Origin of the sequence: Agrobacterium sp. SOY23 (assembly GCF_027212525.1) — a bacterium.
GTDB classification, from domain to species: Bacteria; Pseudomonadota; Alphaproteobacteria; order Rhizobiales; family Rhizobiaceae; genus Agrobacterium; species Agrobacterium tumefaciens_I.
On record NZ_JAPWDT010000001.1, the window covers coordinates 328,580 to 343,446 of the forward strand.

At 59.7% G+C, this 14,867-nt stretch carries 15 protein-coding genes; 9 read left to right on the forward strand and 6 right to left on the reverse strand.

Features of this window, described 5'->3' with window-relative positions:
• Nucleotides 1–57 precede the first annotated feature (57 nt).
• The 4 genes from O3S81_RS01600 to O3S81_RS01615 all read left to right on the forward strand — a co-directional run bounded on the left by O3S81_RS01600 (nt 58) and on the right by O3S81_RS01615 (nt 5,681).
• Entirely contained in the window at nt 58–933 is an 876-nt protein-coding gene (locus O3S81_RS01600) for a phosphodiesterase (RefSeq protein ID WP_269340511.1), read from the forward strand.
• 382 nt (nt 934–1,315) lie between these two features.
• Nucleotides 1,316–3,166: an ABC transporter ATP-binding protein gene (locus O3S81_RS01605; protein ID WP_269340512.1), complete on the forward strand. Its 1,851-nt coding sequence runs from the start codon at nt 1,316–1,318 to the stop codon at nt 3,164–3,166.
• A gap of 128 nt (nt 3,167–3,294) precedes the next feature.
• Nucleotides 3,295–3,726, forward strand: coding sequence for a GNAT family N-acetyltransferase (locus O3S81_RS01610; protein WP_269340513.1), 432 nt, complete (start codon nt 3,295–3,297; stop codon nt 3,724–3,726).
• A gap of 86 nt (nt 3,727–3,812) precedes the next feature.
• The gene (locus O3S81_RS01615) at nt 3,813–5,681 is read left to right on the forward strand and encodes an ABC transporter ATP-binding protein (protein WP_269340514.1); all 1,869 of its coding nucleotides are present in this window, start codon (nt 3,813–3,815) and stop codon (nt 5,679–5,681) included.
• A gap of 9 nt (nt 5,682–5,690) precedes the next feature.
• Here O3S81_RS01615 and O3S81_RS01620 read toward each other — a convergent pair whose 3' ends face one another.
• Complete coding sequence (locus O3S81_RS01620) at nt 5,691–6,623, reverse strand: endonuclease/exonuclease/phosphatase family protein (protein WP_269340515.1); 933 nt, start codon at nt 6,621–6,623, stop codon at nt 5,691–5,693.
• Nucleotides 6,624–6,932: 309 nt separating this feature from the next.
• On the opposite strand from O3S81_RS01620, the gene petA reads away from it, so the two are divergent.
• From petA to O3S81_RS01640, 4 genes are all read left to right on the forward strand, one after another.
• Entirely contained in the window at nt 6,933–7,511 is a 579-nt protein-coding gene (gene petA / locus O3S81_RS01625; protein WP_269340517.1) for a ubiquinol-cytochrome c reductase iron-sulfur subunit, read from the forward strand.
• Between the two features lie 14 nt (nt 7,512–7,525).
• The gene (locus O3S81_RS01630; RefSeq protein ID WP_269340518.1) at nt 7,526–8,848 is read left to right on the forward strand and encodes a cytochrome b; all 1,323 of its coding nucleotides are present in this window, start codon (nt 7,526–7,528) and stop codon (nt 8,846–8,848) included.
• A 22-nt stretch (nt 8,849–8,870) separates the two neighbouring features.
• Entirely contained in the window at nt 8,871–9,758 is an 888-nt protein-coding gene (locus tag O3S81_RS01635; protein WP_269340519.1) for a cytochrome c1, read from the forward strand.
• Between the two features lie 249 nt (nt 9,759–10,007).
• Complete coding sequence (locus O3S81_RS01640) at nt 10,008–10,550, forward strand: adenine phosphoribosyltransferase (protein WP_003494623.1); 543 nt, start codon at nt 10,008–10,010, stop codon at nt 10,548–10,550.
• A 44-nt stretch (nt 10,551–10,594) separates the two neighbouring features.
• On the opposite strand, the gene O3S81_RS01645 is transcribed toward O3S81_RS01640, so the two are convergent.
• From O3S81_RS01645 to ychF, 3 genes are all read right to left on the reverse strand, one after another.
• Complete coding sequence (locus tag O3S81_RS01645) at nt 10,595–11,062, reverse strand: MaoC family dehydratase (protein WP_269340521.1); 468 nt, start codon at nt 11,060–11,062, stop codon at nt 10,595–10,597.
• The gene (locus tag O3S81_RS01650; protein ID WP_269340522.1) at nt 11,059–11,532 is read right to left on the reverse strand and encodes a MaoC family dehydratase; all 474 of its coding nucleotides are present in this window, start codon (nt 11,530–11,532) and stop codon (nt 11,059–11,061) included. Before O3S81_RS01650 ends, O3S81_RS01645 begins: the two co-directional genes overlap by 4 nt.
• Nucleotides 11,533–11,838: 306 nt before the next feature.
• Entirely contained in the window at nt 11,839–12,942 is a 1,104-nt protein-coding gene (gene ychF / locus O3S81_RS01655; protein WP_269340523.1) for a redox-regulated ATPase YchF, read from the reverse strand.
• Nucleotides 12,943–13,171: 229 nt separating this feature from the next.
• Here ychF and clpS point away from each other — a divergent pair, with 229 nt between their 5' ends.
• On the forward strand, nt 13,172–13,483 hold the full coding sequence (gene clpS / locus O3S81_RS01660) for an ATP-dependent Clp protease adapter ClpS (protein ID WP_269340524.1): 312 nt from the start codon (nt 13,172–13,174) through the stop codon (nt 13,481–13,483).
• 109 nt (nt 13,484–13,592) lie between these two features.
• Here the strand turns inward: clpS and O3S81_RS01665 are convergent, their stop codons facing one another.
• Complete coding sequence (locus O3S81_RS01665; protein ID WP_269340525.1) at nt 13,593–14,045, reverse strand: GNAT family N-acetyltransferase; 453 nt, start codon at nt 14,043–14,045, stop codon at nt 13,593–13,595.
• A 7-nt stretch (nt 14,046–14,052) separates the two neighbouring features.
• The gene (gene pth, locus O3S81_RS01670) at nt 14,053–14,769 is read right to left on the reverse strand and encodes an aminoacyl-tRNA hydrolase (protein WP_269340526.1); all 717 of its coding nucleotides are present in this window, start codon (nt 14,767–14,769) and stop codon (nt 14,053–14,055) included.
• Nucleotides 14,770–14,867 lie beyond the last annotated feature (98 nt).

A 14,867-nucleotide genomic window follows, 5' to 3' on the forward strand; every position in this document is an offset into this window, starting at 1 on the left:
CGCCGACGGGGCGGTTTCGGGCGGGATTTCTGTGTGCAGCAAAACAGGAAGCAAGTCATGTCCGAACGGGTGAATTTCGTCCATCTGACCGATCTGCATATCGGCAATCCGCAGGTGCAGGATGATGATCTTTATTCCGAGACCTCGGCCACGCTGTCCGAAACGCTGGCGCAGATCAAAGCGCTGGTGCCGTCGCCCGAATTCATCGTCGTCAGCGGTGATCTGACCAACCGTGGCGATGCCGGCAGCTATGAAGAACTCAAGCGGCTGATGGCCGAGGCCGAACTGGATGTGCCGGTGCTCTTCGCGCTCGGCAATCATGACCGCCGCGACGGGTTTTACCCTGTGATGCTCGGCCGCCATGAGGATCTGGACGAGCCCTATGACCATGCGGAAGTCGTTGCCGGCGTCCATGTCATCGTCATGGATACCAGCGTTCCGGGCAAGGTCGGCGGCGCTTTCGAACCCGGCCAGATCGAATGGCTCGAGGATGAACTCGAAAACCATGCTGATCTGCCGAAGCTTCTGGTGATGCACCATGCGCCGGCGCTCGATTTCGACCGTCCCGAGGCGGAGTGGGAATCCCTGTCCTTTGACGATACCGAAGCGCTGGACGAGGTGCTGTTCGAACATGATGTCATCGGCATTCTGGCGGGTCATATTCATTATGACCGCATATCGCACTGGCAGGGCATTCCCGTGGTGGTCGGCATCGGCCAGCATTTTGCCACCGATCCGCTGTGGCTGCATGAGGGTGTGCGCATGTTGTCCGGTGCGTCTTTTGCTATCGGTACGATAAGGGATACGGGGCTAACCGTTACCTTCGCGCCGCAGCCCAGCGACCGCCGGGAATTGAAGCGCCACACGCAGGCCGGAATGGCCGAGTTGATCGCGGACTATGAAAGCGGGCAGGCGCAGGACGCAGCCGAATAAGGCTGTGCATCACGACCAGCTGCGGGCGGAAACCTTTGCGGGTAAATCCGCCCATTCTGTGCTACTCACCACAATCTTGAGTTTTCTCGCGCATCCCGTGTCTTTCCGACTGGTCAAGGTTTGATTTTTGCGCTACAAGGCCACATCTTCAACACCAGCTCAGGGAGGTTCTCATGGATAATGACATTCGCTTTCGCCTCCCGGCCCCAGTAGTGCCGCTGCTGGCCTAGGTGTTACTCCGCGGTTCGACCGCGTTTCCCATAGTTCGATTCGTCATGTGGCTGTTGCGGCCATGTTCAAAGACTTTTCCGTTCCGTCGTGAGCCATATTTGTGTCCGCTCACCATGTCACGATGGAGCGATTGATTGCCGGAGCTTGGCCTATGTTTGGCTGGTTTGAAAAACGCCTCGATCCTTTTCCCTCTTCGACGCCTTCCGTGCCACCGAAGACGCTTTTGCCGTTCCTTTGGCATTATGTGAAGCCCGCCTGGCCGTGGCTGCTGCTGCTTGGCCTGATGTCCATGGGCATCGCCATTGCGGAAGCCATGCTCTACAAATTCCTCGGCAATATCGTCGACTGGCTTTCCACGGCCAATCGCGAGACGTTTTTTGCCGATGAGGGCTGGCATCTGATCGTCATGGCGGGGCTGGTGCTGTTCCTGCTGCCGTTGATGGGTGCGATCCACACCATGACGATGCACCAGACGCTTGCCGGCAATTTCGGCATGATCGCGCGCTGGAAAATGCACCGCTTCCTGCTGCGCCATTCCATGAACTTCTTCGCCAACGAGTTTGCCGGCCGGGTTTCCACCAAGGTGATGCAGACGGCGCTGGCGATCCGCGAAGTGGCGCTGAAGGTGATCGACGTATTCGTCTATGCGATCAGCTTTGTCGTTTCGATGCTATTCATGGTCGCGGCGGCGGACTGGCGGCTGGTCATTCCGCTGCTCATCTGGCTCGGTATCTATATGGCGATCCTTGCCTATTTCGTGCCGAAACTCGGCCGGCTGGCGCAGGAGCAGGCCGATGCGCGCTCGATGATGACGGGCCGGATCGTTGACAGCTACACCAACATCTCGACGATCAAGCTGTTTTCCCATGCGGGTCGTGAGGAAAGATATGCGCGTGAGGGCATGAACGTGTTTCTCGGCACGGTTCACCGCCAGATGCGCAAGATTTCGGGCTTCAACATCCTGATCGACCTCAACAATGCCGTGGTGCTGTTTTCCACGGCGGCACTCGGTCTTTATTTCTGGATGCAGGGTTCGGTCACGGCCGGTTCGGTCGCCATCGCCATCAGCCTTGCCATGCGCGTCAACGGCATGTCGCAGTGGATCATGTGGGAAGTCACGTCGCTGTTCGAAAATATCGGCACGGTCTATGACGGTATGTCGATGATGACGAAGCCGCACGATATTGTCGACGTTCCGAAGGCGCCTGAGCTTGCCGCCCCGCAGGGCGCTATCCGTTACGACAACGTCCGCTTCCACTATGGCAAGAACAAGGGCGTAATCGACGGGCTGACGCTCGACATCAAACCGGGCGAGAAGGTCGGCCTTGTTGGCCGTTCCGGCGCGGGCAAGACGACGCTGATGAACCTGCTTCTGCGCTTCTACGATCTGGAAGGCGGCAGGATCACCATCGACGGGCAGGACATTTCCAAGGTGTCGCAGGACAGCCTGCGCGAGCTGATCGGCGTCGTGACGCAGGATACCTCGCTTCTGCACCGTTCGATCCGCGACAACATCGCCTATGGCCACCCCGAGGCCACGGACGAGCAGGTGATCGCGGCGGCGAAGCGGGCAAACGCCTGGGACTTCATCGAAACGCTTGTCGACATGCATGGTCGCCAGGGCCTCGATGCCCAGGTGGGCGAACGTGGCGTGAAACTCTCCGGCGGCCAGCGCCAGCGCATCGCGATTGCCCGTGTCTTCCTCAAGAACGCGCCGATCCTGGTGCTGGACGAGGCGACCTCGGCGCTCGATAGCGAAGTCGAGGCGGCGATCCAGGAGAACCTGTTCTCGCTGATGGAAGGCAAGACGGTGATCGCGATCGCCCACCGCCTTTCGACACTAACCGAAATGGACCGGCTCATCATTCTCGACAAGGGCCGGATCGTGGAAGCGGGCAGCCACGCGGAACTGGTGGCAATGGGCGGCATTTATGCCGACCTGTGGCGGCGCCAGTCCGGTGGCTTCATCGCCGACCACGAGGCGGAAGTGGCTGCGGAATAAGGAAAGCGAGAGGGCGGGAGTGATCCCGCCCTTTTGTCAAAGGTCTCGGGCCTCTCCGCCGTGAGAAACCAGTCCTTGCGATCAAGGACTGATTGGTTGGATTTCGAAACCGGGGTGACGGAGTGCGAATGAGACAAACATCACCGCAAGGATCCATACCTCCCGATTACACGACCGAGTGGCGTGGAGCGTTCGGGAATGCCGAGGTCAATGCCCTTCATGCCGAGTGCTTCGAGCATCGAATCCTGGTTGATGACTGGTGGTCCCAAGTTAATCACTTCAGTCTCGGCTGGGTGTGTAGTCGTCGTCTGGAGAAGCTGGTCGGGTTCGTTAACATCGCGTGGGATGGCGGTGTCCACGCATTTGTTCTGGACACGATGGTGTCGCCTGATTTCCAACGCCAGGGCATTGCAAAGGCCCTGATAGGGGAGGCGGTTAAACGGGCGAAAGACACCGGCTGCGAGTGGCTCCACGTCGATTTTGACCCGCACCTGCGGCGATTTTATTTCGATGCTTGCGGATTCCGCCTCACCGACGCCGGGCTCATCGCTTTGACGTAGCAACATCCCGAACGTTACCGAAATATAATCTCTCCCCGAAGCCGCTGCGGCTGTTCCCGAGGCGGGAATCCGCCTATATCCGGATCATGGTCATTACCCGCATCTTCGAGTATTTCGAGAACTGGATAAAGCCCTTCGCCCGCAAGGACGATTTGCGGCCGCCTGAAAGCACATTCGCTTTCATCTGGTTTTATATCTCGCAGGCCAAGGCGCCGTTTTTCGCCATGCTGGTGCTCGGCGGGCTGACGGCGGCCATCGAGGCGGCGCTGTTCTGGTTCGTCGGACGGCTGGTGGACATTCTCTCGACGGTGAAACCGGAAGAGGGCTGGGCGGGGCTGCTTGCGGCCCATGGCGGCGAACTCGTGGGTATGCTGGTGCTGATCGGCATCGTGCGGTTTATCGTCACCATGGTGACAGCGCTGGTGGATCAGCAGATCATTACGCCGGGTTTCTATAATCTGGTGCGCTGGCAATCCTATATGCATGTGGCGCGGCAATCACTGACCTTCTTCCAGAATGATTTTTCCGGCCGCATCGTCACCAAGGTCTGGTCCGGCGGGCAGGCGGCGGGCGATCTTGTCACCTCGCTGATGGAAAGTGTCTGGTTCGTCGGTATCTACTCGGTTTCCATGCTGTTCCTGATCGGCGGGCTGGACTGGCGGCTTGCGGTTCTCGTCGTCGTCTGGGTGGCGATCTTCTCGCTGCTGGCGCGGTATTTCGTGCCGCGCATCCGTTACCATTCAAAGGAGACGGCGGAGGCCGCCTCGATGCTCTCCGGCCGCATGGTGGATGCCTATAGCAATATCCAGACGCTGCGGCTGTTTGGGCGAGACGATGCCAATGATCGTTACATGCGTCAGGGCTTCGATATTTTTCAGACCGCGACGATGACGTTTACGCGGTTCATCACCGGCGTGCGCGCCTCCATGGCGCTGCTGTCCGGCGTCATGATCACGTCGATGGCGGCGCTCTGCATCGATCTGTGGCTCTCCGGCAAGATCAGTTCCGGCGCGGTCGCTTTCACACTTGCGCTGGTTTTGCGCCTCAACTTCCTGCTCGGGCGGTTGATGACGCAGTTCAACGGCATCATGCGCAATTTCGGCACGGTGCAGAACGCCGCCGAATTGATCTCGCAGCCGATCGGTCTCGTTGATACGCCCGACGCGGCGGTGCTGGAGGTCAAGAGGCCGGGCATCCGTTTCGAGAATGTCAGCTTCCATTACGGGCGGGCGAACGGCGTTATCGACAATCTCAACCTCGAAATCAGGGCGGGCGAGAAGGTCGGCATCGTCGGGCGTTCCGGCGCCGGCAAATCCACGCTCGTCAACCTGCTTTTGCGGTTTTACGATGTCGAGAAGGGCCGCATCCTGATCGATGGGCAGGATATCGCCAAAGTCACGCAGGAATCGCTGCGCGCCCATATCGGCATGGTCACGCAGGATACCTCGCTGCTGCACCGTTCCATTCGAGACAACATCATGTTCGGCCGCACGGATGCCACCGAAGCGCAATTGCAGGAGGCGACGCGCCGCGCCAAGGCGGATGATTTCATCACAAGGCTGGAGGACCAGCGCGGCCGCACGGGTTTTGACGCGCATGTGGGCGAACGCGGTGTTAAACTTTCCGGCGGCCAGCGCCAGCGCATCGCAATCGCCCGCGTGATGCTGAAGGACGCGCCGATCCTCGTGCTCGATGAGGCGACCTCGGCGCTCGATTCGGAGGTGGAGGCGGCGATCCAGAGCAATCTGGATGAACTGATGCAGGGCAAGACGGTGCTGGCCATCGCCCACCGCCTGTCGACCATCGCCGCTCTCGACCGGCTGATCGTGATGGATCAGGGCCGTATCGTCGAACAGGGCAGCCATTCCGAGCTGGTCTTGCGGGGCGGGCTTTATTCGGAGTTGTGGGCGCGGCAATCGGGCGGCTTCCTCGCCGCGGACGAGGCGGCGCAATAAGGCCTTCGATTATTTCCCGATCATGAAATCCGCCATCAGCCCATAATGATTGGAGCCGAGGCTGTCCGGCAGGCGCGTGGTTTTCATCAACGTCGCCGGTTCACGGGCGAAGATGTGGTCGATGGCGATGCCGAAGCGGCCGGCCTCCGTGGGCCATGTGGCGGGTTCCCAGCGTGGTTTCTTCAGGTCGTTGGCGGCGAGAAAGGCGCGCATGTCGGGGGCGATGCTGGCGGAATTGAAGTCTCCGGCCAGAATGAGCGGCCCGGTGACGCGAAAGAGGATTTCGCTGACCTCATCCAGCTCGTCCCGGTGATAATCGTCGAAATAGGGCTTGGTGATGTGGCCGGCGGCCAGTGTCAGCGTCGTTCCGTCGAGATCGATCCTGGCGAGAGCAAACCGGTCCCGGCGCAGATCGCTGAGGCTGTAGAACTGGCCTTCCAGCAATGGCCGTTTCGAAAGCATCAGCAGGTCACATCCCGGCGTTCCGGTAAAACAGCCGAGCCTGTAGGGATAGGTCTCCTGCAGACGCGGCAGAACCGATTGCAGCGCCGCCGCCTCGAAGAGATAGACCGCATCCGCCCCCGATTCGAGAATCTTATCGGCGATCGCATCCGCATTGGCGGCATTGTCCGTCAGCACGTTGAAGGACAATAGCCGGAAGGCTCTGGCGTCCGGCGCGGCGGTTGCGGATGTGGAAAATTCCAGAAGCATAATGACGGCATGGATGGCGAGCGCAAGCGACCAGACCAGGAGGAGGGCCGAAACCGCATCACGTGTCAGCCAGAATATGAGGCATGACAGCAGGATGCAGACAAGGGCGATATGCAGCTGGAAACTGGTGACGAAGGCGAGAAGCCAGAAATCGGCGACATAACGCAGGCTGGCGACGAAAAGAACGGCAGCCACCGCCGTGGAGACCATGCAAGAGAGCTTCGCCGTCATCCGAATCCCTGCTTTCCGAGCTCTCCCTTGATGTCTCCTAACATGGCGCATGAGGGCGCACAATGTTGCCCGCCTGCCAAGGGTGGCGAAAAAATGAGAAGCAAATCGGGCCCTTCCGTCAGAATTACGGCAGCTTTGTGTGCTTTGCTCTTGCCAAGTCAGTCAATATTTTGCGATCAAACAGATGACGCGGTTTCTGAAATGCCGCGAGAATGACCAAGGCGATGGGACGGAGTTTGTCTTGGATCAAATCATAGCGGGAGGACTCATGCGATTTACGGCAAAAACAGCGCAGAGGATGGTGTAGCGGTGAGCGAGCACGTAACCAATCACGACGCTTCGGGTGAACCGACCCGTCGCGATTTTCTTTATCTAGTGACGGGAATGGCGGGCGCCGTCGGTGCCGCCGCAGTTGCATGGCCTTTTATTGACCAGATGCGTCCCGATGCATCGACGCTGGCGCTCGCCTCCATCGAGGTGGATGTCGCGGCCGTCGAGCCGGGCATGTCGCTCACCGTCAAGTGGCGCGGCAAGCCGATTTTCATCCGCAACCGCACGGAAAAGGAAATCGAGGAAGCCAAGGCAGTTGCTCTCGGCGATCTGAAGGATCCGGTGGCGCGCAACGCCAACATCGCCGCCGACGCGCAGGCGACGGATATTGACCGCTCCGCCGGTCAGGGCAAGGAAAACTGGATCGTCATGGTCGGTTCCTGCACCCATCTCGGTTGCATTCCGCTCGGCCAGGCCGGCGATTTCGGCGGCTGGTTCTGTCCCTGCCATGGCTCGCACTACGATACGGCGGGCCGCATACGTAAGGGTCCGGCGCCGCAGAACCTCGCCATCCCGACATTTGCATTCACATCCGATACCGTGATCAAGATCGGATAAGGGGACAGATATTCATGAGTGGCCATTCCAGTTATCAGCCGTCCACCGGCATCGAGAGGTGGATCGATTCGCGGCTTCCCTTGCCGCGCATGATCTATGACAGCTTCGTTGCCTATCCTGTCCCGCGTAACCTGAACTACGCCTACACCTTCGGTGCGATGCTTGCCGTCATGCTGATCGTGCAAATCCTCACCGGTGTTGTGCTGGCCATGCATTATGCGGCCGAAACGACGGTGGCTTTCAATTCCGTCGAAAAGATCATGCGCGACGTCAACCACGGCTGGCTGCTGCGCTACATGCATGCCAACGGTGCGTCGTTCTTCTTCATCGCGGTTTATCTGCACATCGCCCGTGGCCTTTATTACGGCTCCTATAAGGCACCGCGAGAAATCCTCTGGATTCTCGGCTGCGTGATCTTCCTGCTGATGATGGCAACGGGCTTCATGGGTTACGTTCTGCCCTGGGGCCAGATGTCCTTCTGGGGCGCAACCGTCATCACCGGCTTCTTCACGGCGTTCCCCGCCGTTGGTGAATGGATCCAGCAGTTCCTGCTCGGCGGCTTCGCCGTGGATCAGCCGACGCTGAACCGCTTCTTTGCGCTTCACTATCTTCTGCCCTTCATGATCGCGGGTGTCGTCATCCTGCACATCTGGGCGCTGCATGTGACCGGCCAGACCAACCCGACCGGCGTTGAAGTGAAGAGCAAGACTGACACCGTGCCCTTCACGCCCTATGCGACGCTGAAGGATGCGCTTGGCGTTTCGATCTTCCTGATCGGTTATGCCTGGTTCGTCTTCTATATGCCGAACTTCCTCGGCCACCCCGACAACTACATCATGGCCGATCCGCTGAAGACCCCGGCGCATATCGTTCCGGAATGGTACTTCCTGCCGTTCTACGCCATGCTGCGTGCCATCACCTTCAACATCTGGATCATCGATTCCAAGCTCGGTGGCGTTCTCGTGATGTTCGGCGCGATCGTCGTGTTGTTCTTCCTGCCCTGGCTCGATACGTCGAAGGTTCGTTCCGCCGTCTATCGTCCCTGGTACAAGATGTTCTTCTGGCTGTTCGTGGTGAATGCCATCATGCTCGGCTGGCTGGGTTCGCGCCCGGCGGAAGGAACCGGCCTTCTCGGCCTGCTTACCGGCGATCTGAAAGGCAATTATGTCGGCTATTCTCAGCTCGGCACGCTTTATTACTTCGGTTTCTTCCTCGTCATCATGCCGATCCTCGGTCTGGTCGAAACGCCCCGGCGTATTCCGAATTCGATTACCGAGGCCGTTCTCGAAAAGAACGCCGCCAAGACGGGTGCCGCATCTGCTGCGGCCCAAGTGTAAGCGCGAAGGAAGGATGACGACAATGAAGAAGCTTGTAACGAGCATCGCGCTTTTCGCCGCCATCGGCTGCTCCTTCACCGTCGCCTCGGCGGCGGAGGAAAGCCACGATCTCTCCACCAAGACGGAACATGCGATTGCCGGCGGTCACTTCCCGGTCATCAAGCCTGAAGAGCAGAGCTGGTCTTTCGCAGGACCCTTCGGCAAATATGACAAGGGCCAGCTGCAGCGCGGCCTGAAGGTCTACAAGGAAGTCTGCTCCGCCTGCCATTCGATGAGCCTTGTCTCCTTCCGCACGCTGGAGGATCTCGGTTATTCGGAAGAGCAGGTGAAGGCTTTCGCCGCCGAATATGAAGTGCAGGACGGCCCGAATGCCGAAGGCGAAATGTACAATCGCAAGGCCGTGCCTTCCGATCATTTCCCTTCGCCGTTCCCCAACCATGAGGCGGCTGCCGCTGCCAATGGTGGCGCAGCACCGCCCGACATGTCGCTGCTCGCCAAGGCACGCGGTGTGGAGCGCGGTTTCCCGCAATTCATCGTTGACATGATCCCGATCGTTGGCGGTTACCAGGAAGGCGGCCCGGACTATATCCATGCGCTGCTGACCGGATATCAGGACGCGCCGGCTGGTGTTGAAGTGGCGGAAGGCACGCATTTCAACCCGTATTTCGTCAGCGCCGTGGCGCTGAAGATGGCGCCGCCGATCAGCGCCGACCAGGTGACCTACGACGACGGCGCGCCGCAGACCGTGGACCAATATTCCAAGGACGTGGCTGCCTTCCTGATGTGGGCTGCGGAACCGCATCTGGAACAGCGCAAGCGTACCGGCTTCATGGTCATGGTGTTCCTGTTCATCTTCACGGCTCTGATCTATCTCACCAAGAAATCGGTCTACGCCAACAAGGAACATTGATCGGCATCCTGTTGCCGGCAGTCATTGGCCCCCACGGTCTCCGTGGGGGCTTTTTCATGTATTGAGGGGGAAATTGGGCGGCAGCAGCAATCTGCGACGCTGTCGTTCTGCGGCTGCTGCGAACGGTTTGCCGCAGGATAGGAGAGGCACGGGCAGGGTGGCGGTCCTTTTTTGTTGGTCAGCCGCCGTCAAATTGATAGGGTGGCCCGAACCATCTCATCCATTTCCCTTGTCTTAACTGGAAATACCATGACCGTTATCGCTTCGGAGCTTTCCGCTGCCATCCGTTCCATTCCCGACTATCCGAAGCCGGGCATCATCTTCCGGGACATCACGACGCTGCTCGGCAATCCGCGCGCTTTCCGCCGTGCTGTCGATGAACTCGTGCAGCCCTATGCGGGAACGAAGATCGACAAGATCGCCGGCATGGAAGCGCGCGGCTTCATCCTCGGCGGCGCAGTGGCGCATCAGCTATCGGCCGGTTTCGTGCCGATCCGCAAGAAGGGCAAGCTGCCGCACACCACCGTGCGTGTGGCCTACAGCCTGGAATATGGCGTCGATGAAATGGAAATGCATGTGGATGCCGTGCAGCCGGGCGAAAAGGTCATTCTGGTCGACGACCTGATCGCCACCGGCGGCACCGCCGAAGGCGCGGTCAAGCTGTTGCGGCAGATGGGTGCGGAGATCGTTTCCGCCTGCTTCGTTATCGACCTGCCCGATCTCGGCGGTCGCAAGAAGCTCGAAGACCTCGGTGTCGAGGTGCGGACGCTGGTGGAATTCTCCGGCCATTGAGGCGGTAGCCGGGGCAAATCGTGATGGTATGCCCCGGGCTCGCTTTATTCGAATTCCAGAACCCCGCTCTGGAAGGTCAGCACCGTTTCCCCTGACTGGTTGACGCCTTCGTTGAACGTGGTGTTCAGCCAGACGCCGGGTCTCGATTCCAGCGGCCGGGTATCGAGCAGGGTCACGAAATAGGTTACGTCATCCCCGGCAAAAACCGGCTTTTTCCATTTGAGCTCGCGGAAGCCCGGGGATGGGCCGAGTTTCGGCGGTTCGAGGCCCTGTAGCTTCAACCTCTTCACTTCCTTTGCCCAATGGGACAGGAAGGATTTCATCCAGCCCGCGCCCGTATGCCAGCCGGAAGCGCAAAGCGCGCCGAAAACACTGTTCTTGGCTGCCTCGGCGTCGAGATGAAAGGGTTGCGGATCGAAATCGCGGGCAAAGCGAATAATGTCCTCGGCGGAAAAATGCAGCGTATCGAGAGTGACGCGTTCGCCGATCGGAGAAAGTTCTGCCAGTCTCATGCCGCAACGCCTCCATTCGCGCTTATCAGGAACATCACGGTGTTTTCGCCGTGCGACACCAGAACGCCACGCTGGTTATAAAGCTCGTGGCGGAATTTCACGAGGCCGATTCCCGGCCGGGAACCGGATTGCCGTTGTTCCAGCACGATGGATTTTCCCGAAAGCGTATCACCCGCCAGAACCGGCTTTTTCCAGTCGACATAATCGATGCCGGGGCTGCCCTGCGAGGTGGAGTTGGCGATATAGCTATCCGCCATCATCCGCATCAGCAGGCTGCAGGTGTGCCAGCCGGACGCTGCCAGCCCGCCGAGAATGCTCCGGCGGCCGGCCTCTTCGGAAAGATGCATGGGCTGGGGGTCGAACTCGCTGGCGAAGGCGATAATCTGCTCCGCCGAAACCGATTGTGGGCCAAGGGGAAATTCCCGTCCAACGGAAAAATCCTCATAGGTATATATCGCGACCGGCGCCATGGTTTCCTCCCTTCGCACAGTCAGTGTCGGCGTATCTAAGAGGATTTTTCCTTTTACGTAAAGGTCAAATTGAGGGTGCGGCTATATTGCATTGGCAGGGAGTTTTGAGCGCGGGTGCTTTTCGCCTTCTCCCCGAGGGGAGAAGATCGCGGCAGCGGGGCGAGGGTGGAGATGTTCGGAGAGCTTGCCCCCGATCCGACCCTTCAGGCCACCTTCTCCCCGGCGGGGAGAAGAAACAAGCGGCTATGTCTGCGCCCTCAGCGTTTCGAAAGAAACTACCCGGCTGCCCGCGGCCTTCAAACGAGATCAGGTGTTAAAGCGGAAGTGGATGACGTCGCCGTCCTGAACCACATATTCCTTGCCTTCGTCACGGGCCTTGCCGGCTTCCTTGGCGCCCACTTCGCCCTTGAAGGCAACGTAGTCGTTATAGGCGATGGTGTTGGCGCGGATGAAGCCGCGTTCGAAATCCGAATGGATGACGCCGGCGGCCTGCGGGGCCTTGGTGCCGCGCTCGATGGTCCAGGCACGGCATTCCTTCGGGCCGACGGTGAAATAGGTGATGAGATCGAGCAGCTTGTAGCCGGCGCGGATCAGGCGGTCGAGGCCCGCTTCTTCGAGGCCGAGGGCGGAGAGGAATTCCTTCGCCTCTTCATCGGGAAGCTGCGCCACTTCGGATTCGATCGCCGCTGAGATGACGACGGATTCTGCGCCCTGGGCCTTGGCCATTTCGGCAACCGCTTTGGTGTGCTCGTTGCCGTCGACGGCGTCGCCTTCGGCGACATTGCAGACGTAGAGAACCGGATGCGCGGTCAGCAGGTTGAGACCCTGAAGGATGCGCAGCTCCTCGGCATCGAGCGTGGAGAGCAGGGTGCGAACCGGCTTGCCTTCATTAAGAAGCTTCAGCGAGGCTTCCATCAGCGGCAACTGTGCCAGCGATTCCTTGTCCTTGCCGGTGGCGCGCTTACGGGTCTGTTCCGTGCGGCGCTCAAGGCTTTCGAGGTCGGAGAGCATCAACTCGGTCTCGATGGTTTCGGCGTCGGCCACCGGGTTGATGCGGCCTTCGACGTGGGTGATGTCGTCATCCTCGAAGCAGCGCAGAACGTGCACCACGGCGTCGACTTCGCGGATATTGGCGAGAAACTGGTTGCCGAGGCCTTCGCCCTTCGATGCGCCGCGCACCAGGCCGGCGATGTCGACGAAGGAGATGCGGGTGGGGATGATTTCCTTCGAGCCGGCAATGTCGGCGAGGGTTTTCATGCGTGCATCCGGAACCGCCACTTCACCGGTATTCGGCTCGATGGTGCAGAAGGGATAGTTGGCGGCCTGTGCGGCGGCCGTTTTCGTCAGCGCGTTAAAGAGGGTGGACTTGCCGACATTTGGCAATCCAACGATACCGCATTTGAAGCCCATGGCTTGAAACCTGTCCGTTTGAAAGAATTCGTTGAGGAGCCTTTTGCGGAAAGGGCAGGGCAAGGTCAAGCCCGCGAGCCGATTTGGGCAGGCAAAGCCCGGCGAAAGCTGCGGAATTTAGGGCAGGGTTGCCGATAGCGCGGTTGCGGTGCAATATATGCGGGTCAAACGAGTGATCTTTCGTCATCCAGGGGCATTTCCCCATGAGCGAGCATGATGAGCGGCGATGATGAGTGACGGTCCTGTCGATCTCAAGCCGAAACCGAAAGTCAAACCGAAGCTGGAGCGCCCGAAGCTCTACAAGGTCATTCTGCTGAATGACGACTATACGCCGCGTGAGTTCGTGACCGTGGTGCTGAAAGCCGTCTTCCGCATGAGCGAGGAAACCGGCCACCGGGTAATGATGACGGCGCATCGCTTCGGCAGCGCCGTGGTCGTCGTCTGCGCGCGTGATATCGCCGAGACCAAGGCCAAGGAGGCGACCGATCTCGGCAAGGAGGCGGGGTTTCCGCTGATGTTCACGACCGAGCCGGAGGAGTGAGGGCTTTTATGGGAGCAGGGGTTTCCGAGCCCGATACGTTGTCCGTTCACAATACGGAGTTCGATCCTCATTGCTGTGACAAGTACAGGAATGAGGGGCGCGTTACGCCCTAGTCCTGCCGGATCTGAAAGCCGGTCTTGTTCTGCACGAAGCCGCAGCTTTCGTAGAAGGCGTGGACTTCCGGGCGTTCACGGCCGGTAAGCAGCATCACCTTGTAACAGTCCGCGGCAAAGGCGGTCTTGATGGCGTGGCGCACGACCGCGCGACCATATCCTCGACCGCGACGGGCCTCCAGTGTCACCACGTTTTCAACGAGTGCATAGGGGCGGGCGGTGCGGGTCAGGTTCGGAACAATCAGAAGTGTGGCGGTTGCGACGGCTTCCCCGTTGTCCGTGGCGAGAAGCACGGTCAGGCCGGGCTGGGCGAGCATGGCGGCGAAAGCCGTGCTTGCCTCTTGCATCGTCAAATGCGGGTCCGATGGATTGAGCGCCCGGTAAAGTGCGAGCAGACCGGGCAGGTCGCCGGGGCCGGCCTCGCGCAGGGCAATGGTATCGGAAGACATATGTGGTCTAGTCCTTCTTGCTGAACATCCGCTTCAGCATCTCAGCCATGGGCCCGGTTTCCGGCAGTTTTTTCGGCTGGGCGCTGTTGCGCGCCTGATGGATGTGAGACTGCGCTGCCGGCTTGGCGGCCTTTACCGGTTTTTCCGTCTCCGGCTTGCTGCCTGTCGCGAGCGCCAGCTTGTTCATCAGCTGCGAATCCTCGGCCTTCACCAGCATGGCGGCATTGTCGGCAATGGCATCCAGCAGCGGATCGAGCCAGACGTGGTCGGCCTTGGCGAAATCGCCGAGCACATGGCCGTGCACCCGCTCCTTGTCGCCGGGATGGCCGATGCCGAGGCGCAGGCGGCGGTATTCCTTGCCGCAATGGGCGTCCAGCGATTTCAGGCCATTATGGCCGCCATGACCGCCGCCCGTCTTGATGCGCGCGCGGCCGGCCGGCAAATCCAGTTCATCATGAATGGCGATGATATCCGCCGGCGCAAGCTTGAAGAAGCGCATCGCCTCACCGACGGATTCGCCGGACAGGTTCATATAGGTGAGCGGCTTCATCAGCAGAACCTTTTCGCCGCCGATCTCGCCTTCGGAAATCTCCGACTTGAACTTCTTCGACCAGGGCGCAAAGGAGGGAAGGCGCTGCAGCGCATCGACAGCCATGAAGCCGATATTGTGGCGGTTTCCCGCATATTGCGCGCCGGGATTACCAAGTCCTGCGATGATCTTCATGGGGCATGTCCGCATTTTGCCGGTTGATGCTGTTGTCACCACCCCGAAAAGCGCCTGCTGTCAATCTTTTTATGGATCTGCGGGACGTGGGCAGCCTC